Genomic DNA, 21584 nt, shown 5'->3' with positions numbered 1-21584 from the left:
TCGACCAGGGTGGATCAGTGCCACCTTCGTCGGTGCACCGACCCCGAGATCGTGTCAGGCTGTACGTATCCCGAAAAGTTGCGATGCATTCGCTTGCTATTCGGAGTGCGAAGCGGGAGGCGTGCAATGACCCAACTGACGATCATCAGGACTTCGCCTGATCCCGAGCGGCCGCAGGACCACTCGCATCAGCACCGGCACCGGTCAGTGGCGGACAAGATCCGCGCGATGGGGCAAGCCCGTGTCGGCGCCATGCTCCTGCTCGCGGCCACCGTCATCGCCATCGTGTGGGCGAATGTGTCGCACGAGACCTACGAGTCCTTCTGGGACACGCACCTGATGTTCGGGTTCGCCGATCTGCAGCTCGACTTCACGCTTCACGCACTGGTGAACGACGCCCTGATGGCGATCTTCTTCTTCACCGTCGGCCTCGAGGTGCGCCGGGAGTTCGCGATCGGTGAGCTCACCAGCTGGTCGCGTGCCGTCGTCCCCGTCGTGGCAGCGGTGGCCGGGCTCGCCGTCCCCGCAGTGCTGTTCTTCCTCATCGCGATGGGATCGGGCAACGAGCACGCGTGGGGGGTCGTCATCTCGACCGACACCGCGTTCGTCGTCGGAGCGCTCGCCCTCGTCGGTCCCCGCATCCCGGGGCGTCTCCGGGTGTTCCTGCTCGCATTGGCGGTTGTCGACGACATCGGAGCGCTCAGCATCATCGCCCTCATCTACACCGAGGACTTCAACCCGTTCCCGCTGGTCGTCGCCGCGATCGGTCTCGTCGGCGTCTACTTCACCCGCTACCTGCGAGGCGGTCGCGGGCCCGTGTACGGCACGCTCGCGATCATCGTCTGGCTGTCGTTCCTCGCGTCCGGTGTGCACCCGACCCTCGCCGGCGTCGCGATCGCTCTGCTCGTCCCCGTCTACCGCCCCAACCGTCGGGACGTCGAGCACGCCCTCGACCTGGCGCGTACGTTCCGGCAGTCGCCGAACACGGAGTACGCGCGGGCGGCGGCCAACAGCCTCCGCGAGTCGATCTCGATCAACGAGCGGCTGCAGACCGCCTACGCGCCCTACGTCGCCTACGTGGTGCTGCCGCTGTTCGCGCTCGCGAACGCGGGTGTCCAACTCAGCCCCGACATCCTGATAACGGCGATCCAGTCGCCTATCACCTGGGGTGTCGTCGTCGGTCTCGTCGTGGGCAAGTTCATCGGGGTGTTCGGTGCCACCGCGGTGATGAAGGTGTTCCGGCTCGGCGAGCTCGGCGCGGGGCTCACCCTCGACCGGGTCGCCGGGGGTGCGGCGCTGTGCGGGATCGGATTCACGATCTCGCTGTTCATCATCGACATCGCGATCGACGACTCCTCCGCCCAGAACGAGGCGCGCGTCGGGGTTCTCGCCGCTTCGGTGCTCGCGTTCCTCATCGCAACGCTGATCTTCCGAGTCTCCGACCGGGTGCACCCGAGCCAGGAGGCTGCCCGCACACTCGCCCGGCCGGTCGATTCGAAGCGCGACCACGTCTACGGTAGCGACGACGCACCGTTCACGATCGTCGAATACGGCGACTTCCAGTGTCAGTTCTGCCTCAAGGCGTCGGGCTCGATCCAGCAGGTGCGCGAAGAGGTCGGCGATCGGCTGCGCTACGTGTGGCGGCATGCGCCGCTCGTCAGCTTCCACCCGAACGCGCTCGCCGCGGCGGAAGCCTCGGAGGCGGCCGCGCGTCAGGGCAAGTTCTTCGAGTTCGAACGCGCACTGTTCTCCGACCAGGAGAATCAGCTGCCGTCCGACATCCTGCGCCGGGCCCGTGAGCTCGGACTCGACATGGAGAAGTTCGAGGCCGACCTCACGTCACCCGAGATCGCCGCCCGTGTGCGAGACGACATGCTCGACGCGGAGGCGATGGAGATCACCGCGGTGCCGACCCTCTTCATCAACGGGGTCCGTCATGTCGGACCGTACGACGCGCGCTCCCTCATCGAAGCTCTCGAGGCGAGCGTCAGGCCCGGCGCGGTCGTCTGAGCCCGTCGGGCGTCGCGGAAAGGCCGTGCGCGGCGCCGCTCGGCAAGCCGCAAGGGAGCACCGTGGGGCGTGCGTGTCGTACGGGTGTCAGGCACGCCGGGGTGCCTGACGTTCCGATCAGAGCGTCCTGGATAGCCTGCCGACGGCGGCTCACCCTGCCCACGACATGTCCGCCAGATGGAAAGACCCGCATGCCGCACTCCGCACCGTCCCGTTCCCGCCGACTCTCGGGACGGGGGGTGGTTCATTTCGGCGCGGCCCTCGCCGTGACCGCGTCGATCCTGATCGCCGCTTCGCCCGCCGTCGCGGCTGCTGCGCCGATCCAGGTCGGGACCGTCTCCGGGTACAGCGGCACGGGCCCGTTCGACCTCGTCATCTCCGCGGACGGGACTCGGATGTACGTCTCCAACGACGGCGACCAGTCCATCTCGGTGATCGACACGGCGTCGAACGCCGAGATCGCCCACTACCCGGTCAGCGGGTCGGGGATGCGCCGAATCGCGATCCACCCCACAGGCGGCACCCTCTACGTCCCGGCCGCGAACAGCGACTCGGTCATCGTGATGGGGGCGCGGACGGGCGTGGAGCGCCAGGTGATCGGATTCACGGGCCGTCGACCGTCCGCCGCCGCCTTCGTCCCCGGCATGTCGAAGGCGTACGTCACCAACGGCTACACGCTGGGCAGTGGCACCAGCACCGTCTCGATCGTTTACACCGCTGGTGATATCGAGTCGGGCATCGTGGCCGGGTACACCGGCGTCGCGCCGCAGGCGATCGTCGTCTCGCCGGATGCCACCCGCGCCTACACTGCGAACTCGATCTCGGACACCGTCTCCATCATCGACACGACAACGGACACCGAGGTCGGGTCGATCGCACTTCCGGTGGGCTCGTCGCCGAACTCGCTCGCGGTGTCCCCCGACGGATCGCTGCTGTTCGTCAGCGAGAACGGATCGAGCGGCGTCGCCGTGATCGACCTCACGACCCTCACCCTGCTCGGCGATGTCGCCGGTTATTCGGGATTGGCTCCCTACGGGCTCGCCTTCTCGCCCGACGGGGCATCCGTGTACGTCGCCAACCTCGGGTCCGACTCCGTGTCCATCATCGACGTCGCAACCCGCACCGAGACCGGAACGGTGACCTCGTACGCCGGGACCCTGCCCACGGATGTCGCCTTCTCGAACGACGGGTCCACGGTCTACGTGAGCAGTGTCGGATCGAATAACATCGCGATCCTCAGCACCGGCATCGCGGGATCGGGCTCCGGCTCACCGTCGACGGCGGGGAACGGCGAGACCTCTGCGGCCGCCGCGCCCAGCCCGCAGCTCGCGGCCACCGGGCCGGTCGGCATCGATCTCCTCGCCGCCGGCGCAGCCGCGGCCCTTGCTCTCGGTGCCGCCGTCATCATGGCGTCGCGACGCCGCGGCGCCACCCGCTGATCCGGATCGTCCGGTCCCGCCCGACGTCGGGTAGGCGAGAGCTGCGGACGTCGTGCCTGTGGGGATGGAGGCTCGGCCCCGTCGAGCCCGGCGACGTGTCCACCGTTCGCTTCGACGGGCTCAGCGGGCGGGGTGGGTGTGTGGGCGCGCCGGGTCCTTCGCTTCGCTGCGCTCAGCGGGCGGGAGTGCGGGGGCGGGTGCGGCTGGTCCTTCGCTTCGCTGCGCTCAGCGGGCGGGAGTGCGGGGGCGGGTGCAGCTGTCGAGTCGCGGGCAGGCGGGACCTTCGGCCTAGCCAGCCTCGGTCACGGGAACGACGATGGAGGGGTAAGTCAGTTCTCGAGCAGCGAAGGAGCTCCTCATGTCCCGTACCTACGTCATCACCGGTGCCGCGAGCGGTATCGGCCGGTCGACCGCCGAACTCCTCACCGAGAGGGGCAATCGGGTGATCGGCGTCGACATCCACAACGCCGACGTCAACGTCGACCTCTCGACGGCGGAGGGGCGTACCGACCTCGTCACTCAGGTCGCCGATGCGAGCGGCGGCACCATCGACGCGATCATCGCGAACGCCGGACTCGCATCGCCGACCGTCGCGACAGTGGCGGTCAACTTCTTCGGCGCGGTCGCAACCCTCGAGGGCCTGCGGCCGCTGCTGTCCGGATCCTCCGCGCCGCGGGCGGTCACGACGGCCTCGATGGCGTCGCTCTTCCCCGCTGACAAGGTGCTGCTCGATGCCCTTCTCGCGGGCGACGAGCCCGCCGCCCTCGCGCGCGGCGCCGAGCTCGCCGACAGCCCGGAGCTGTCCGCCCAGATCTACGGCACCACCAAGCAGGCGCTCGCCAAGTGGGTTCGCCGCAACGCCGCGACAGAGCCATGGGCCGGAGCGGGGGTCCCGCTGAACGCGATCGCGCCCGGGGTGGTGGCGACCCCGATGACGGCGGACCTGACGGATTCGGAGGAGGCCCGCAAAGCGCTGCTCCAGCAGGTTCCGATGCCGCTCAATGGCATCTTCGAACCCCGTGACGTCGCCTACCTGCTCGCCTGGCTCTCCAGTGAGGAGAACGCGCACCTCTGCGGACAGGTCGTCTTCATCGACGGCGGCTCCGATGTCGTGATCAGGGGCGACTCGACCTGGTGAGCGCAGCCGGCGAGGTTCGGCTGCTCATGGTTTGCCGAGCTTCGTCGATTACGGTCGCCTGCAGAGTGTTTCTCACACTCCCGGACGAGGGATCAGTACCCGGAACGCGACAAGACTGGCCGTGAAGGTGCTGTCATGTCGTGGATCCTCCTTGTCGCGTCCGGTGTGCTCGAAGCGGTCTGGGCGACCGCGCTCGGCAAATCCGAGGGATTCACGAAACTCTGGCCGACCGTCGTCTTCGGCGTCGCGCTGGTCTGCAGCATGGGCGGTCTCGCGTTCGCCATGAGGGACATCCCGGTCGGCACGGCGTACGCCGTGTGGGTCGGCATCGGGGCTGTCCTTACCATCACCTACGCGGTGGTGACCGGCTCAGAACCCGTCTCGGTGATCAAGGTGCTCCTGATCATCGGACTGGTCGGGTGCGTCGTCGGACTCAAACTCGTCGACTCGGGCCACTGAGCTTCGCAGTGACGTCGGGTGAGCGACCTTCCGACCCGGGCGACACTCTACCCGCGGTGATCGCGAGCTCGGAGTCGGTCGTGGCGAAGTATCGCTCGGGTGGTGGCAGCTCCTGACGATGTCTGTCTCCTCTGCTGCCGGCGTCTCACCACCACGGGCCAGATGCGCCGCCTGACGTGCCGGTGCCAGAATCCAGATGAACCGTTGGCGCCGACCGGAGGAGGGCCGAGTGGCACAGCAGCGGCCGTTCGCGGTGACGTCAGTGGCTGTCCTGGCATGGATCTCGGCGGCCCTGCATATCGCGCTGGGAGTGGTGGTGCTGACCGCCTCGGTGCCCGGTGTCGGGCTCTCCGACGTGTCCGCGTGGGCCGGCGTCATCGTGGGTCTGGCAACGCTGGTGGTGAGTCTGGGCCTGTTCGGTGGAAGCAGCAGCGCCCGATGGCTGCTCACCGTTCTGCTCGTCCTCTCACTGCTCACCTCTGCGCTGCTGCTGGCAGACGATCCGGCTGCGATCACATTGCCGGTGGTGTCGGGAGTGGCATCGATCGTCGCAATCGTGCTGCTGCACACCGGGCAGGCCAACTCGTTCTTCAGAAAATGACGAAGCGCATCCGACGTCGGGGGTGATCTTCGGCGCGCCCCGTCGTCGGGAGCCCTCGGCGGGCTCCGATCCGATCATCGGGATGCGGGTCTAGATTGCGAGGACCCGCACGTGCAGAGGATGCGGGTCCGACATCGCTGATCAAAGGAGATCGCCATGTACCGCAGCCCGTACCCCGACGAGATCATCCCGAAACAGTCGGTCTTCGACTTCCTGTTCGGTCGCCTGAGCGAGCACGATTCGCGACGCATCGCTCTGATCGACGGCGCATCGGGTGTCGAGACCACCTATGGGGCGCTCGTCCAGCAGATCCTCGCGCTCGCCGGGGCGCTCGCCGCGCGCGGCATCGGCGTCGGCTCCGTCGTCGCCCTGCACTGCCCCAACGTGCCCGCCTTCGCCACCGTTTTCCACGGGATCCTCCGCTCGGGTGCGACAGCGACGACCGTCAACGCGCTCTACACGGCCGAGGAGATCGAGACCCAGCTCCGCGACTCCGGCGCCCGCACCCTCTTCACCGTCAGCGCGCTCTACCCGCAGGCGAACGCCGCAGCCGAGGCGGTCGGACTCGGCCCCGACGACGTCATCGTGCTCGACGGCATGGACGGGCACCCGCAATTGCGCGACCTGCTCACCTCAGGGGCACCCGCGCCCCGCGTCGAATTCGACCCCGCCACGCATGTGGCCGTCATGCCGTACTCGTCGGGCACGACCGGGATCCCGAAAGGCGTGCAGCTGAGCCACACGAATCTGGTCGCCAACGTCTGCCAGGTGCGGCCGATCATCGACGTCGAGTCATCCGACCGTGTGCTCGCGCTGCTGCCGTTCTCGCACATCTACGGCATGACCGTGCTCCTCGACGTCGCGCTCAGCCGGCGAGCAGCCCTGGTCACCATGCCCAAGTTCGACCTGGCGGAGTTCCTGCGGATCATCCGCGACCACCACTGCACGTACCTGTTCATCGCCCCGCCGATCGCGGTTGCACTCGCCAAGCACCCCCTCGTCGACCAGTACGATCTGTCCAGCGTGCGCGTGGTCTTCTCTGGCGCCGCCCCGATCGACGATGCGCTCATGCGTGCGGTGGCCGAACGTCTCGGAACGAAGGTGCGCCAGGGATACGGGATGAGCGAGGCGAGCCCGGTCACCCACGCCATGCCTCCCGGACGCGACCAGCTGTCCCGAGGATCGATCGGCCTCCCGATCGCGAACGTCGAGGCCAAGCTCGTCTCCGTCGAAACCGGGGAGGAGATCGAGCACCCCGCCGACGGCGTGAGCGAACCGGGGGAGCTCTTGGTGCGCGGACCGAACGTCATGCTCGGCTACCTCGGGCGGGATGACGCCACTCACGAAGTGATCGACGACGACGGATTCCTGCACACCGGCGACATCGCGACCGTCGGCGCGAAGGGCGAGTTCTACATCGTCGACCGGCTCAAAGAGCTGATCAAGTACAAGGGGTACCAGGTGGCGCCCGCCGAACTCGAGGCGCTGCTGCTCACCCATCCCGAGATCACCGACGCCGCGGTGGTGGGCGCGCAGGACGCCGACGGACAGGAGATCCCGAAGGCGTTCGTCGTGCGGCGCGACAGCTCCGAACTCGACGAGGGCGGGGTGATGACCTTCGTCGCCGAGCATGTGGCACCCCACAAGAAGGTGCGCGCCGTCGCATTCATCGACGCGATCCCCAAGTCGGCCTCCGGCAAGATCCTGCGGAAGGATCTGAAGGGGAAGTAGCCGGGGACCACCGGGCAGGTGGTCGGCTCAGACCCTGACCACCTGCGGGCCGTACTGCATATACCGGCGGGCGTGCGGGAGCGGAAGGCGTTCGCTCGTCACGAAGACCTCGATGTCGCCCACGTTCGCGAACCGGGCGAAGGAGGTGACCCCGAACTTGCTGTGATCGCCGACGAAGATCCGGCGTCGAGACACCTTCACGGCCGCGGCCTTGATCGCCGCGACCGCGGGATCGGGAGTGGTGAGGCCCGCCTCGACCGTCACCCCGTTGGCGCCGAGGAAGGCCGCGTCGATCGCGAAGCCCGAGAGCATCTCGCGCGCCCAGTGATCGACGACCCCGAGCGTGCGACCCCGCACCCGCCCCCCGAGGAGCAGAACCTCGTGCGGTGAATTCGCGGCGAGATCGGCCGCGACGAGGATCGAGGGGGTCACGATGGTGAGCGGCCTCGACGCGGGCAGGTACTCGGCCACGAGCCGAGCCGTGACTCCCTCGTCGATGTAGACGGAGCTCTCGCCGACGAGCAGCTCGGCGGCTGCTCGCGCGATGGCCCGCTTCTCATCTCCGTTCGTGGTCGTCCGCCATGACAACGGCGTCTCGAAGCGACTGCGCTCCACCGCCGAGATCATGCCGTACGAGCGTCGGACCGACCCTTCGGACTCGAGCACCCGCAGGTCGCGACGCAGCATGCTCTGGGTGATTCCGAGCTCGTCCGCGACCTCCGCGACCGCCACCTGGGCGCGCTCCGAGACGAGTTGAAGGATGCGCACACGACGCGCTCCGGCGGTATCCATACGAGCTCCGCTCCGCTGTTTCCACGCACAAACGTACAACAAACGTCCGCGAAAGATGATCAATCGCACATTCGGGGTGTACGAATGCGCACCTATGGTCGATGAGGGCCCGACACGTTCTTCTCGAACGCCGGGTCCGCACAGCTGTTTGCACCTGACGAAGGAGTCTCATGAAAACCGGTAATCGAATGCGGATCGGAGCCCTCGCCGTCGTGGCGGTCGCTCTCCTCAGCGGCTGCACGATGGGCGCTCCCGGCGCAGCCACGTCGCCCGAGGCCACGGAGACCGCGCCCGCCCCCGTCGCCACCGGTGAGCTGAAGGTCGGCATCTCCTCGCGCGAGATCGTCAACGACTACAACCGCGACATCATCTCCGGCGCCCAGACCCTCTTCGAGAAGGAGGGCGGCACCGTCACCGTGACGAACGGAGGCGGCGATGCCACCAAGCAGATCAACGACATCAACACCCTGATCAACTCGGGCATCAACGTCCTGTTCATCGAGCTCGGCGACCCGGCTCAGCTGGCACCCGTCGTGAAGAAGGCCAACGACGCCGGGATCACGGTCGTCACGGCAGGCGTCGGCTCGGTCGTCCCCGGCGCCATCGCCGACGCGGGCGGCGACGAGACCCTCATGGCGCAGATGGCGGCTCGCGCTCTGCTCGAGTCGATGGATTACCAGGGCGACCTCTACGCGTTCTGGGTTCCCGGCGCCCCGCTGCTCGAGACGCGTCTGCGCATCCTCGAGGCCGTCGTCGCCGACTACCCCCAGGTGACTCTGCACAAGGAGCCCACCGACTTCAGCCCGGCCACCACCCAGTCGGCCATGCAGGCCATCCTCACGGCCAACCCCGATGAGGGATCGATCGCGGGAGTCTGGGGTGCTTACGACCAGATGACCTCGGGAGCCGTGCAGGCCATCCAGACCGCGGGCCGCGACGAGATCAAGTCGGCCTCGATCGACGGCGATCGCGCCACCTTCTCGATGCTCTACTCGGAAGGCAGCCCCTTCGTGGCGACCGTGGTGCAGAACGCCCAGCTCATCGGCGAACTGGGTGCGCAGGCCGCTATCGACGTCCGCGCCGGCAAGCCGGTCGGCAACACCGTGACGAGCGCCTGGGTCGCGACCCGCAACAACGGCGTCGCCGCAGCGGAAGAGCGGTACGGCAAGGGCATCTGGGACGAGATCAAGCTCGACCCCGCGCAGATCGCCAGCACCTGGCCTCAGAACCAGGACGTGGTCATCATGCAGCCGGTCACCCCGGAGAACTGACCCCCTCTCGTCGGTCGGCGGCTCGAGCCGCCGACCGACGAGGCATTCATCTGCACCCCAAGAAAGCGAGGCTCCGATGGCGAAGCCATCCTCGGTGACCCACACCCCATCGCCCGCGACGGGCACCGTCGTCGCCGCCGTCCGAGAAGCGGTCGTCACCTTCGGCGAGACGACAGTCCTCCACGGCGTCGACCTCGAGCTCGTGGCCGGCACGGTACACGCCCTGGTCGGCCAGAACGGCGCGGGGAAGTCCACGCTCGTCAAGGCCCTGATGGGCGTCAACCCCCTCGCCGGCGGCCACATCGAGATCGACGGCGAGCGTGTGTCGATCTCGGGTGCCTCCGATGCTCGGCGCCAGGGCCTCGAGATCGTCTACCAGGATCAGCCTCTCGCCGCGCACCTCACGGTCGCCGAGAACATGTTCCTCGGCCGCGAACCGCGAGCCGGGGGAGTGTTCCTCGACAGCGGGCAGATGAACCGGACCGCCCTAGAGGTCCTCTCTCGCGTGGGTGCGGTCTGCTCGCCGACGGACCTCGTCGGCGACCTCACTCCCTCGCAAAGGGTGCAGGTCTCGATCGCGGGAGCCCTCGCGGCGAATCCCCGCGTTCTCGTACTCGATGAGCCCACCGCAGCGCTCGGCGCCGCCGAGGCGGCGCCGGTCTTCGACATCGTGCGCACCGCGACGAGTCAGGGTGTCGCAGTCCTCTACATCTCGCACCGACTCCGCGAGATCACCTCGCTCGCCACGACGGTGACCATCCTCCGCGACGGGCGCCTGGTGCGGTCCTCGCCCGCAGCCGAGCTGTCGACCGACGACATGATCTCGGCCATGGTCGGACGCGACCTCGATGCTCTCTACCCGGTCGTACCGCACACCGCGGGCGAGGTCGTCCTCACCGCCACCGGGCTGAAGTCCGGAGAACTGCTCACCGGGATGGACCTCGAGATCCGCGCCGGCGAGATCGTCGGTCTGGCAGGACTGGTCGGCTCCGGCGCCAGTGAAGCGCTCCTTGCGCTCTTCGGTGCCGAGAAGTCGACGGGTCAGGTCTCGGTCGACGGCAAGCCCGTCTCCGTCGGCAACCCGCGCAGCGCCATCGCGAGCGGCATGGCCCTGGTGCCCGAGGAACGGCGCACCGAGGGGATCTTCCCCGGCCTGTCGCTGCTCTCGAACATCACCGCTGCCAGCCTCCGACGCCACAGCCGCTTCTCCGTACTGAACTCCAAGGAGGAGAAGCGCACCGCCGACGGATTGATCGACAAGCTGCACATCGTCGCCTCCTCGTCCGAGCAGGACATCGCGACACTGTCGGGCGGCAACCAGCAGAAGGCGATCGTGGGCCGCTGGCTCGCTCGCGGCGGTCGCGTCTACCTCGTCGACGAGCCCACCGCCGGCGTCGACGTCGGCGCCAAGATCGAGATCTACCGGCAGCTCGGCGAGCTGGCCGCAGGGGGAGCCGCGGTGCTCGTGGTCTCCTCCGACTTCGAGGAGCTCATCGGCATCTCCGACAGGCTGCTCGTCGTCCGCGACGGCGCCGTGACCGGGCAGTACCTCCGCGGCGAGGTCGATGTCGAGCAGCTCACCTCCGACGCCGCCGCGGTCGGAGCCACCGAGAACGAGGTGCGACTGGCCACGGAGGCGCCGGTCGCAGAATCGGCCAAGCCCCGCGCGGTCCTGAGTTCGCGCCCCTGGGTGCGTCAGATCGGTCTGCCGCTCGCCATGGTCCTGGTGATCGTGATCCTCGCGCTCGGCTCTCCCGGATTCGCCGCCCCGCTCAGCCTGCTCGACGTGGTGCGCCAGGCCTCGACTCCTGCACTGCTCGCCGCCGCATTGGCGATAGCGCTCGGAGCGGGCGCCTTCGACCTGTCGGTCGGGGGTGTCGCGCTGCTCACCTCGACGGTGTCGGCAGCCCTGATCGCCGCCGGGGTACCGACCCCGGGCGCCGTCGTCGCGGGCATCGCCATCGGCGCAGGAGTCGGAGCGGTCAACGGTCTCATCACCGTCGCCTTCCGGGTGCCGTCCTTCGTCGCGACGCTCGGCATGCTGTTCCTCCTCGTGGGTGCCACGCTGCAGATCAATGGCGGCCTGCCGATCGCCGTTGCCCAGGGGAGCGACTTCCTCATGCTGGGCCAGGGGTACGCCGGCTATCTGCCCATCGTCGCGATCGTCGCCATCCTGGTCATCGCGGTGGCCACCGTCGTCTGGCGCCGCACCGCCACCGGCCTGCGGCTGCGAGCCGTGGGAGACGATGCCAAGACCTCGGAGCTGCGAGGGGTGAAGCCGGGCATCAACCGGCTCCTCGCCCTCATCCTGTCGGCGTCGATCAGCGGACTGGCCGGGGTGCTCCTCACCTCCTACGGCAGCGGCGCGACCGCACGCGACGCCTCGCTCGACCTGCTGACGACGGCCCTCGCCGCAGCCTTCCTCGGCTCGGCGATGACGCGCAGCTTCCTCTTCGACCCCGCGACCGCAGCGATCGGGGCGCTCTTCGTCACGGCCGTCGGCGCGGGGCTCATCTCGAACGGACTCTCCGACCAGTGGCTCCCCGGGGTCCAGGGAATCGTTCTCCTGCTGGCAGTCCTGCTCGCCGTCGTCCGACGCCGCGCACTCGGACAGGTGGCGATCTTCTGATGGAGCAAACAGCAATGACCGCAACGCAGCCCGCACCCACTCCCACGACCGTCAAGGCGCGCCGTCGACCCAAGATCACGAGCTACGGCACCGTGATCGGCATGATCGTCGTCGTCCTCGCGGTCGGGGCGATCAAACCGTCCTTCCTCGGACTGCCCAACCTGCAGGCCGTGCTCGTCGAGGCGACCGTCCTCGCGGTGCTGGCCGTCGGACTCAGCATCGTCATGTCGATGAAGGGCATCGACCTCTCGATCGCCGTCACAGCCGATGTCGCGGGCTACATCGCCGCCAAGACCCTGCTCGAGGGCAACGGTCTCGGGGCCGCCCTGTTCGCGGCGCTCGCCGTCGGCCTCGTGGTCGGCCTCGTCAACGGTGTGCTCGCCGGATTCCTCGGAGTCCCCGCGATCGTCGCGACCCTGGGCGTCAACCTGCTGCTCTCCGCCGTCGGCCTCGTGATCTCCGACAACGGAACACCGCAGCAGCTGTTCACCGCTCCAGCGGCCGTCGTCGGCGACTTCCTCGCCATCGGAACAGGGTCGGTGGGTCCCGTGCGGATCCTCATCATCGTCGCCATAGTCGTGGTCGCGATCGCCTGGTTCGCCACTCGGCGCACGGTGTGGGGACGCGGCATCGACCTCGTCGAATCGAGCTCTCGTGCGGCCTTCCTCGCAGGAGTCCCGGTCCGGGTGACCTTCGCCGCGGGCTTCGTCGCGTGCAGCGTGCTGGCGGCTCTTGCCGGCGTGATGCTCACCGCCCGCACCGGAGTCGTCGTCCCGGGAACCGCAGCACCGCTGCTCCTGGACGCCTTCACCGCGGTCTACCTCGGGTCTATCGCCTCGCCGAAGGGTCGGATCCGGGTGCTCTGGACCGTCGTGGGCGCCCTATTCGTCGCACTTCTCGCGAACGGACTGACCCTCCTCGGCCTCGGTGCCCCGTGGCGATTCGCCCTGAACGGTCTGCTGATCCTCGCAGCGCTCGCACTCGGCGCACTGCGCACGAGGACGGCCCGGCGATGATCCGACACGACTTCCCTCTCGAACTGAAAGCAAGGAGCAGCTCATGACACGAACTCTGGACGCCCACAACCACCTCGGAGTGAGGCACGGAGCCGACCAGACCGGCACGCAGCTGGTCGCCCGTATGGACGCTGCAGGCGTCGACCAGGCCTGCGTGTTCCCCTTCGTCGAGGGCGACTTCAGCAACGACGTCATCGACGTCGCGGTGGCCGAGCACCCCGACCGGCTCATCCCGTTCATGGCGGTCAACCCGTGGCATCAGCAGGCGGCCGTCGACGAGGTGCATGCTCGTGCGGACAAGGGCTACAAGGGCGTGAAGATCCACCCCACCCTCCACGGCTACCACCTGAGCGACCTCGGCCTGATCGGGCCGGTGCTCGACGCGATCCGCGAGCGCGGTCTGCTGGTGATCTCCCACGGTGCATCCGACCTGTACAACGCGCCCCCCGAGTTCGCCGCGGTTTCCCGCGCCTACCCCGAGATCCCCTTCCTGATGGCCCACAGCGGGACCTTCTGGTCTCATGATCAGGCCATCGAGCTGGCGGCGCAGATCCCCAACCTCTACCTCGAGACCGCACGCGTGCCGGTCTTCGAGGTGGCCCGATCGGTCAGCGAGCTCGGACCGGAGAAGGTCGTCTGGGGCACCGATTCGCCCTTCGTCGACTACACCTTCGAGTACGAGAAGATGAGCAGCGTCGTCGACTCCGAGGAGGCCCGTCAACTCGTCTGCGGCGGCAACCTGCGACGCCTGCTCGGACTCCCCGAATGAGCCCCGACACGACGGGGGACCGTCACGCCGTCGCGTTGAACGAGGCCACCCTCCGTTCGCTGCCGGACTCGGTCTCGGTGCCGAACTACGACCGTTCCGACGTCACCGTCGGCATCGTGCACTTCGGGGTCGGAGGCTTCCATCGTGCCCACCAGGCCATGGTCGTCGACACCTTGATGAACAACGGTGAGGCGCTCGACTGGGGCATCTGCGGCGTGGGTGTGCTCCCCGGCGACGCGAAGATGCGCGATGTCATGGCGGCGCAGGACCGGCTCTACACCCTCGTGTACAAGCACGCCGACGGTTCGCGCGAGGCGCGCGTCATCGGGTCCATCGTCGAGTACCTCTTCGCCCCGGACGACGCCGACGCCGTCATCGAGAAGATGGCCGCCCCCTCCACCAGGATCGTGTCGCTGACCGTGACCGAGGGCGGCTACAACTTCGACCCGGTGTCGGGCCAGTTCGACTCGGCGAACCCCGCCATCCAGGCGGATCTCGCCGCCGGAGCGGTGCCCGCCACCGTCTTCGGACTCGTGACCGAGGCTCTCGCCCGGCGCCGCGAGCGCGGTATCGCCCCGTTCACCGTCATGTCCTGCGACAACATCCAGGGCAACGGCCACATGGCGAAGCTGACCTTCTCGACCTTCGCATCGTTGAAGGATCCCGAGCTGGGGGAGTGGGTGCGCGAGAACGTCTCGTTCCCCAACTCGATGGTCGATCGGATCACGCCGGTGACCTTCGACTCCGATCGCGAGGAGGTGCGGCGCGACTTCGGCATCGAGGACGCGTGGCCCGTGGTGTGCGAGCCGTTCTTCCAGTGGGTCCTCGAGGACGACTTCCCCCTCGGCCGCCCCGCCTACGAGGACGCCGAGGTGCAGGTCGTCGACGATGTCGAGCCGTACGAGCTGATGAAGCTGCGTCTGCTCAATGCCAGTCACCAGGCGATGTGCTACGTCGGGTACCTCAGTGGTCACCGGTACGCGCACGAGGCGACGGCCGACCCCGCCATCGCGACCTTCCTCCGCCGCTACATGGACGAAGAGGGCACCCCCACGCTGCGTCCCGTCCCCGGTGTCGATCTCGACGAGTACAAGGACACGCTGATCGAGCGGTTCGGCAACCCCGAGGTCCGCGACACGCTCGCGCGGCTGTGCGCCGAGTCGTCGGATCGGATCCCGAAGTGGCTCGTCCCCGTCATCCGCGAGAATCTGGCGAACGGCGGCAAGGTCGAGCTGTCGGCTGCCATCGTGGCCAGCTGGGCGCGGTACGACGAGGCCGTCGACGAGCAGGGCGAACCCATCGTGGTCGTCGACCGGCTCGCCGACCAGCTGATGGCGGTGGCCCGGGGGCAGCACGAGAAGCCCGTCGCCTTCATCGCCGACCGTCAGCTCTTCGGTGATCTCATCGACGACGCCCGATTCGTCGAGTCCTACCTCGCGGCGCTTCATTCGTTCTGGGACAACGGCGCTCACGCCACCGTCGAGGCGCTCGTCGCCGACTAGGAATGCCCGCCCCCGCCGTGGGTCACCGGGCGGAGACCAGGCGTCCGGCTCGGCTCGAGCCGGACGCCTGTCCTGAGGATCGGCGGAGACCCGATCCTCGCAGCCTGCCGCCCATGCAGGGAAACAGCTCCCCGTGTAATAAGTTGAACGCGACATGGACGAGACCGCCCCCGCGCAGAGCACCGCGACCGACGAGGAGAACGACCCTCAGTCGGAGGCGCTGCCGACCAGTCAGCTCGGTCAGATCGTCCGCATCCATCGGGTCGCTTCCGGGTTGAGCCTCAATGCCCTCGCGTCGGCGTCGGGTGTGAGCGCCGGACTCCTCAGTCAGATCGAACGCGGCAACGGCAACCCGTCGTACAACACGCTCATCAAGCTGGCCCACGCACTCGGCGTCCGCGTCGGCGACTTCTTCGGCGGACAGGATCCCGAGCCCAAACTCGCCGGACTCGTCCGAGCCGATTCGCGTCGACGCCTCCTCCTCTCCGAGCACGACATGGTCTACGAGCTGATCACGCCGAGCATGAACGGCAAACTCGGCATGATCCGCGCCCAGATCGCCGCCGGCTGGAGCAACGAGACGGTGCCCTTCCAGCACGAGGGCGAGGAGTGCATCGTCGTGGTCGAGGGTGCCCTCGTCATCGTCGTCGGCAGCGATCGGTACGAGCTGGCGCTCGGCGACGCCCTGACCTACGACGCCTCCGTGCCGCACTGGTATGCGAACGTCACGGACGAACCGGCCGTTCTCCTCGGCGCCATGACGCCCCCGTCCTTCTGACGTTTCGCTTCACCGCGGCGCTCTCCCCGGTTTCGTAACCCACCCGAAATAAACGGGCAACGGGTCAGCAACAGGGTTGGTGTTCACTTTGTTGCACGACGTTCATTCCTCTGAATGGCAACGTGCTCGGTTCTGTTCTCGTCATGCCCCCGGCTCTCGTAACGAAGGAATCCCCATGCCCACACAGCCCAATCCGCTGCGACGTCGTCGCGGCATGGCCGCGGTCGCCATCGGCGCCGCCGCCCTGATCGCCCTGACTGCGTGCTCCGGAGGAAACGCATCAGGGGGTTCCGGCTCGACCAGCGCCGACTCCCTGACGATGGAGCTCGACGGCCCCGTCACCTCCTACGACCCCGCTCTCGGCGCCTCCTTCCAGGACGCCGTCGTGATCTGGTCGATGTACGACACCCTCGTCGCGCTCGACGAGGACGGTTCGTACGTCGCGGGTCTCGCCACCGACTGGGACGTCACCGCGACCGAGGGCGTCTTCACCATCCGGGACGGCGTGACCTGCTCCGACGGCGAAGAGCTCACCGGAGACGTCGTCGCCAACTCGCTCAATCGCTTCTTCAACCCCGACACCGCGGCTCCCTTCGTGTCGAACGTGATCGGCGCCGGCAACACGGCGACCGCCACGGCCGACGGTCAGACGGTCACCGTCACGCTCGGATCGCCGTTCTCGGGTCTGCTGTCCGGCCTCACCGTCGCCTACACCGGCATCGTCTGCTCGGCGGGCACGGACGACCCGAGCACGCTGACCACCGGATCCAACGGAACGGGCGGCTTCGTCGCCGACACCCAGACCGCCGGCGCGAGCTACACCTTCAAGCAGCGCGAGGACTACGACTGGGGCCCCGAGTTCGCGGGCATCCCGACCGACGGCGCCCGTCCTGCGACTCTCATCATGCAGGTGACCGAGGACGAGAACACCCGCGCGAACCTCCAGACCACCGGTGCGATGCAGATCTCGGCCTACACGACCGACGCCTGGAACCGCGTGACGGAGCAGGAGGGCTGGACGAGCACCGTCTCGCAGCAGTCCGACACCTTCCTCATGTTCAACCACACCGAGGGCCGCCCCACCGCCGACCCGGCCGTCCGCCTCGCGATCGCCCAGGCGATCGATCGTGAGCGCCTCAACGACGTGCAGAGCTACGGCGCCGGCACGCTCATCACCAACCTCGGTGAGCCGTCCTACCAGTGCTACGACGAATCGGCCAGCGACTACATGCCCGAGTACGACGTCGACGCAGCCTCCGAGGTCCTGTCGGGTCTCGACCTCGCGGTGAACGGAACGACGCTGCTCGCCGGTGGAGACGGAAACGCCTACGTGCAGTCCGCACTGCAGGAGGCCGGCGCGAACGTCGCGTTCGAGAACCTGAACAACCAGCAGTGGGTGTCAGGTCTGTTCACTCCGCTGAACAACTGGGACGTCACCATCCTGGTCTTCGCCAACACCTCGTCGAACCTGCTCTCGGGTGCGAACTTCTTCACCGGGCCGGTCCCGCCGAACGGGCAGAATTTGTCCGCCGTGGTGAACCCCGAGGCGGACGCCGCCCTGCAGATCGCTCGCGAGACGACCGGCGATGAGAGCTGCGCCGCGCTGGCCGACTACAACCGCCTGATGCTCGAGAACACCGACGTGCTGCCGCTCGCCACGGCACCCGCCACGGTCACGTTCGCCCCCGGAGTGACCGCCATGGTCTCCAAGGGCTTCGTCCGGGCCGGCACCATCCGCATCGCGGAGTAGCACCCCACCACCCGCAGGGCCCGGTCGAGAAGAGGAATCTGAATGAGCACCGACAGCGTGGCCTCACCCGCCACCTCCTCGCCCTCGACCGGGCCCTCGCGAGCCTCCCGGGACGCAGCCCGGCAGTGGGTCAGCTACCTGCTCCGCCGCCTCGGCGGCCTGGTCGGCATCGTGATCGCCCTGCTCGTGATCACGTTCCTGCTCGTCCAGTTCGTACCCGGCGACCCGGCGCGCAACATCGTCGGGGTCACCGCGACGCAGGAGCAGGTCGAACTGGTCCGCGAGCGACTCGGCCTGAACAACCCGTTCCCGGTGCAGGCCCTCGACTACGTCGTGGCACTCCTGCAGGGCGACCTGGGGAACTCCTTCGTCACGCAGCAGCCGATCGTCGACATGATCGGCCAGCGCCTCCCCATCACCGCAGCCGTCGCGTTCGGCGGTCTGCTGGTCGTCCTCCTCGTCGGGTTCCCGCTCGGCATCGCCATCGCCTTCGCGGAGCGGCGCGGCGGCGCCAAGGTCGGATCGGGCATCTACAACGTCGTCGCAGGTCTCGCGGGCGCGATTCCCGAATACATCACCGGAACCATCCTGGTCATCGTCTTCGCCCTCAGCCTCGGCTGGCTGCCCGCTCAGGGCGGCGTCGGGTTCAACGGCTTCATCCTCCCCGCGATCGCGGTCGGGCTCGCCCCCGCCGCCGCGATCTCCCGGGTCGTGCGAGGGGAGACGCGGGCGATCCTCGGCCAGGAGTACATCGCCACGGCGCGCAGCAAGCGCATCTCGACCGGCCGGCTCCTCGTCGGCCACGTGCTCCCCAACGTCGCCACCAGCGCGCTGACGATCGGCGGCATCATCCTCGTCGCCCTCCTCGGCGGCACCGTCATCGTCGAATACGTCTTCAACATCCCCGGTCTCGGCACGCAGATCGTCGAGTCCATCCTCTCGAGCGACTATCCGGCCATCCAGGGCATCATCCTGACGCTCGGACTGCTCGCCGCCCTCGTCAACCTCGCGATCGACATCCTCCTCGGGATCCTCGATCCGCGCGTTCTCCAGAAAGGGCGGATGGGCTCATGACCGCTGGCACCCTCACGCCGCCGGCTGCGGCGCCGCTCCGGGCGGGCAAGCGCTACCCGGTCTCGCTCGTCATCGGACTCGTCGGACTGGGCTTCATCCTCCTGCTCGCGATCGTCGCGCCGATGATCTGGGGCAGCGCCGCCGAAGCCGGCTCGGGCGATCTCCGCACCGGGCCCTCGGCCGAGCACTGGTTCGGAACCGACTCGCAGGGTCGCGACGTGCTCATCCGAACCCTCGTCGCCACCCGCCTGACTCTGATCATGGGCGTCATCGCCACCGGAATCGCCGTCGTTCTCGGTGGGCTCATCGGGGCCCTCCTCGTGGTCTCCGGTAACCGGGTGCGCTGGTTCGGCGCCCGTGCCATCGATCTGTGGCTCGCTCTGCCGCCCATCATCGTCGCCCTCGCCGTCACCGCGATCTTCCGACCCAACGAGGTCACCGTCGTCATCGCGATCGGCATCGCGTTCTCCCCGCAGTTCGCCCGCCTCACGAACAACCTGGCCAGCTCGGTCGGGGCGAAGGACTTCGTCGTCACCGCGCACCTGCTCGGCGTCCCTGGCCCCACGGTGCTGTTCCGACACGTGATCCCGAACATCGCCTCGCCGGTGCTCGTGCTCACCTCGGTGTGCCTGTCGACCTCGATCATTACGATGTCGGGACTCAGCTTCATCGGTCTCGGCGTCCAGCCGCCCGCCATCGACTGGGGACAGCTGCTCGCCAGCGGCCTGCGCGACATCTACCAGAACCCGAGCGGAGCGATCGCACCGTCGCTGGCCATCGTGCTCACCGGCCTCTCGGCCAGCCTCATCGGCGACGGCTTCGTCGCCCTCAGCGAGCCGCGTCGCATCCAGCCGCGCGCCCGCAAGGTCGTCCGTGCCGCCGCTCCCGCCGTGCCGGTGGAGATCAACGCCGCCTCGACGCTCGCCGCCGCCACCGCGGCCGGGCGTGCTCCCGCACTCGATGTCCGCGACCTGCGCGTCCAGGTCGGTCAGAGCGGCGAGGGGGCGCAGCTGGTGCGCGGCATCTCGCTGACCGTCGGCGCCGGAGAGATCGTCGGCCTGGTCGGCGAATCCGGATCGGGCAAGAGCATCACCGCTATGACCGCGGCTCAGCTGCTGCCGCCCGAACTCGCCTGGGACGCCGCCTCGCTCGACGTCGCCTCGCACGCCCTGAGCTCGAGCAGCGTCCCTCCGACCGCTCTGGCGCTCGATCTCGGCATCGTCTTCCAGGACCCCTCGTCGTGCTTCAACCCCGCTCGCAAGCTCGGGGCGCAGCTCACCGAGTCGATCCGGGTGCACAAGAAGGTGCCGAAGCAGGAGGCGGAGCGGCTCGCCATCCAGAAGCTGCGCGAGGCGCGAGTGACAGAACCCGAGCTCCGCATGAGGCAGTACCCGCACGAACTGTCCGGCGGAATGCGGCAGCGCGCGATGATCGCGATGGCGCTCATCACGACCCCGAAGCTCCTCATCGCCGACGAGCCGACCACGGCTCTCGACGTGACGGTGCAGGCCGACGTGCTGCGGCTCATCAAGCAGATCAACCGCGACCACGACATGGCGGTCCTCCTGATCTCGCACGACATCGACGTCATCGCCGCCATGTGCGACCGGGTCTACGTCATGTACCGCGGCGAGATCATCGAGCACCTCACGGCCGCGCAGCTGCGCGACCGCGAGGTCACCCAGCCGTACACCGAGAAGCTTCTCGCCGCGTCGGCGAGCACCGCGCTCGAAGGCGCCGTGTACCGCGCGAACGCGAACGGAGGGAGCCCGGCATGACCACCTCGACCCCGACCTCGACGGGCACCGTCGACCAGCCGATCCTCTCCGTGACGGGGCTGTCCGCCAGCTACGGATTCGGCCGCCGCGCTCCTCTCGTGCTCGACGACGTGTCGCTCACCCTCGGCAAGGGGCGCACGATGGGCGTCGTCGGCGAGTCCGGTTCGGGCAAGTCGACTCTCGCCAAGGTCATCATCGGCACGCTCGGAGCGAGCGCCGGAACCGTCGAGGTCGGCGGCGTCGACGTCGGCCGCGCGAAGTCCGCGCAGCGGCAGGCTCTGCGCCGGTCCGTCCAGATGATCCCGCAGGATCCGTACGCGTCGCTCGACCCGCGGATGACGATCGGACGCACGCTCCGCGAGGCTCTCGCCCCGAAGGGCGGCCGGGAGTCCACCTACCGCGACCGCATCGTCGAACTGCTCGAGCTCGTCTCCCTCGACGCGTCCGCGGTGAACCGGTACCCGCACGAGTTCTCGGGAGGAATGCGTCAGCGCGTCGCGATCGCTCGCGCGATCGCCGTCCAGCCGACCCTCCTCATCGCCGACGAGGTCACCTCGGCACTCGATGCGTCGATCCAGTTCGAGGTGCTCGGGCTGCTCGACCGGCTGCAGAAGGAGCTCGGCTTCGGCTGCGTCTTCATCACCCACAACCTCGGTGTAGCGGCCCGCATGTGCGACGACATCACGGTCATGCGCTACGGGAAGGTCGTCGAGCAGGGGCCCATCTCGTTGCTGGCCGCTCCCGCCGACCCGTACACCCGCCTGCTCGTCGGAAGCGTCCCCGATCCCGACGGCCGTTTCCTCACCGATCCATCCGCCTACGACTCCGTGATCGCGGGTTAGGCCTC

17 protein-coding genes and 1 riboswitch are annotated in these 21584 nt (G+C 68.3%); of the genes, 16 read left to right on the top strand and 1 reads right to left on the bottom strand.

What is annotated here, in order from left to right; all coding sequences use genetic code 11:
* Positions 1 to 126 precede the first annotated feature (126 nt).
* The 6 genes from nhaA (at position 127) to DDQ50_RS14055 (ending at position 7378) form a co-directional block, all read left to right on the top strand.
* A complete protein-coding gene (nhaA, locus tag DDQ50_RS14080; protein WP_116757312.1) occupies positions 127 to 2010 on the top strand; it encodes a Na+/H+ antiporter NhaA in 1884 nt (627 codons plus the stop codon).
* Positions 2011 to 2201: 191 nt separating this feature from the next.
* A complete protein-coding gene (locus DDQ50_RS14075) occupies positions 2202 to 3449 on the top strand; it encodes a YncE family protein (RefSeq protein ID WP_116757311.1) in 1248 nt (415 codons plus the stop codon).
* A gap of 358 nt (positions 3450 to 3807) precedes the next feature.
* Positions 3808 to 4587, top strand: a complete 780-nt coding sequence (locus tag DDQ50_RS14070; RefSeq protein ID WP_116757310.1) for an SDR family oxidoreductase — start codon at positions 3808 to 3810, stop codon at positions 4585 to 4587.
* A gap of 60 nt (positions 4588 to 4647) precedes the next feature.
* Positions 4648 to 4711: riboswitch (guanidine-III (ykkC-III) riboswitch) on the top strand.
* 11 nt (positions 4712 to 4722) lie between these two features.
* A complete protein-coding gene (locus DDQ50_RS14065) occupies positions 4723 to 5046 on the top strand; it encodes a DMT family transporter (RefSeq protein ID WP_116757309.1) in 324 nt (107 codons plus the stop codon).
* 229 nt (positions 5047 to 5275) lie between these two features.
* Positions 5276 to 5647 carry a hypothetical protein gene (locus DDQ50_RS14060; protein ID WP_116757308.1) on the top strand — a complete coding sequence of 124 codons (372 nt, stop codon included), beginning with the start codon at positions 5276 to 5278 and terminating at the stop codon, positions 5645 to 5647.
* A gap of 156 nt (positions 5648 to 5803) precedes the next feature.
* Positions 5804 to 7378, top strand: a complete 1575-nt coding sequence (locus DDQ50_RS14055; protein WP_116757307.1) for an AMP-binding protein — start codon at positions 5804 to 5806, stop codon at positions 7376 to 7378.
* Between the two features lie 27 nt (positions 7379 to 7405).
* On the opposite strand, the gene DDQ50_RS14050 is transcribed toward DDQ50_RS14055, so the two are convergent.
* Positions 7406 to 8170 (bottom strand): DeoR/GlpR family DNA-binding transcription regulator, encoded by a 765-nt coding sequence (locus DDQ50_RS14050; RefSeq protein ID WP_116757306.1) that lies wholly within the window; start codon positions 8168 to 8170, stop codon positions 7406 to 7408.
* Positions 8171 to 8340: 170 nt separating this feature from the next.
* Here DDQ50_RS14050 and DDQ50_RS14045 point away from each other — a divergent pair, with 170 nt between their 5' ends.
* The 10 genes from DDQ50_RS14045 to DDQ50_RS14000 all read left to right on the top strand — a co-directional run bounded on the left by DDQ50_RS14045 (position 8341) and on the right by DDQ50_RS14000 (position 21579).
* On the top strand, positions 8341 to 9441 hold the full coding sequence (locus DDQ50_RS14045; protein ID WP_116757305.1) for a sugar ABC transporter substrate-binding protein: 1101 nt from the start codon (positions 8341 to 8343) through the stop codon (positions 9439 to 9441).
* Between the two features lie 76 nt (positions 9442 to 9517).
* Positions 9518 to 12070 carry an ATP-binding cassette domain-containing protein gene (locus tag DDQ50_RS14040; RefSeq protein WP_116757304.1) on the top strand — a complete coding sequence of 851 codons (2553 nt, stop codon included), beginning with the start codon at positions 9518 to 9520 and terminating at the stop codon, positions 12068 to 12070.
* A gap of 14 nt (positions 12071 to 12084) precedes the next feature.
* Positions 12085 to 13086 (top strand): ABC transporter permease, encoded by a 1002-nt coding sequence (locus DDQ50_RS14035; RefSeq protein ID WP_165829829.1) that lies wholly within the window; start codon positions 12085 to 12087, stop codon positions 13084 to 13086.
* Between the two features lie 43 nt (positions 13087 to 13129).
* A complete protein-coding gene (locus DDQ50_RS14030; protein ID WP_116757302.1) occupies positions 13130 to 13855 on the top strand; it encodes an amidohydrolase family protein in 726 nt (241 codons plus the stop codon).
* The gene (locus DDQ50_RS14025; RefSeq protein WP_116757301.1) at positions 13852 to 15357 is read left to right on the top strand and encodes a mannitol dehydrogenase family protein; all 1506 of its coding nucleotides are present in this window, start codon (positions 13852 to 13854) and stop codon (positions 15355 to 15357) included. Before DDQ50_RS14030 ends, DDQ50_RS14025 begins: the two co-directional genes overlap by 4 nt.
* A 154-nt stretch (positions 15358 to 15511) precedes the next feature.
* The gene (locus DDQ50_RS14020) at positions 15512 to 16135 is read left to right on the top strand and encodes a helix-turn-helix domain-containing protein (protein WP_116757300.1); all 624 of its coding nucleotides are present in this window, start codon (positions 15512 to 15514) and stop codon (positions 16133 to 16135) included.
* Between the two features lie 175 nt (positions 16136 to 16310).
* Complete coding sequence (locus DDQ50_RS14015; RefSeq protein ID WP_116757299.1) at positions 16311 to 17885, top strand: ABC transporter substrate-binding protein; 1575 nt, start codon at positions 16311 to 16313, stop codon at positions 17883 to 17885.
* A 42-nt stretch (positions 17886 to 17927) separates the two neighbouring features.
* Positions 17928 to 18959, top strand: a complete 1032-nt coding sequence (locus tag DDQ50_RS14010) for an ABC transporter permease (protein WP_116757298.1) — start codon at positions 17928 to 17930, stop codon at positions 18957 to 18959.
* Positions 18956 to 20737, top strand: coding sequence for a dipeptide/oligopeptide/nickel ABC transporter permease/ATP-binding protein (locus DDQ50_RS14005; protein WP_116757297.1), 1782 nt, complete (start codon positions 18956 to 18958; stop codon positions 20735 to 20737). Before DDQ50_RS14010 ends, DDQ50_RS14005 begins: the two co-directional genes overlap by 4 nt.
* Positions 20734 to 21579 (top strand): ABC transporter ATP-binding protein, encoded by an 846-nt coding sequence (locus DDQ50_RS14000; RefSeq protein WP_116757296.1) that lies wholly within the window; start codon positions 20734 to 20736, stop codon positions 21577 to 21579. Before DDQ50_RS14005 ends, DDQ50_RS14000 begins: the two co-directional genes overlap by 4 nt.
* The last annotated feature ends 5 nt before the right edge of the window (positions 21580 to 21584 follow it).

Source organism: Amnibacterium flavum, assembly GCF_003097495.1.
Taxonomy (GTDB): Bacteria; Actinomycetota; Actinomycetes; order Actinomycetales; family Microbacteriaceae; genus Naasia; species Naasia flava.
The sequence above is the reverse complement of the archived record's forward strand: the minus strand, read 5'-3'. Positions and strand labels throughout refer to the sequence as shown.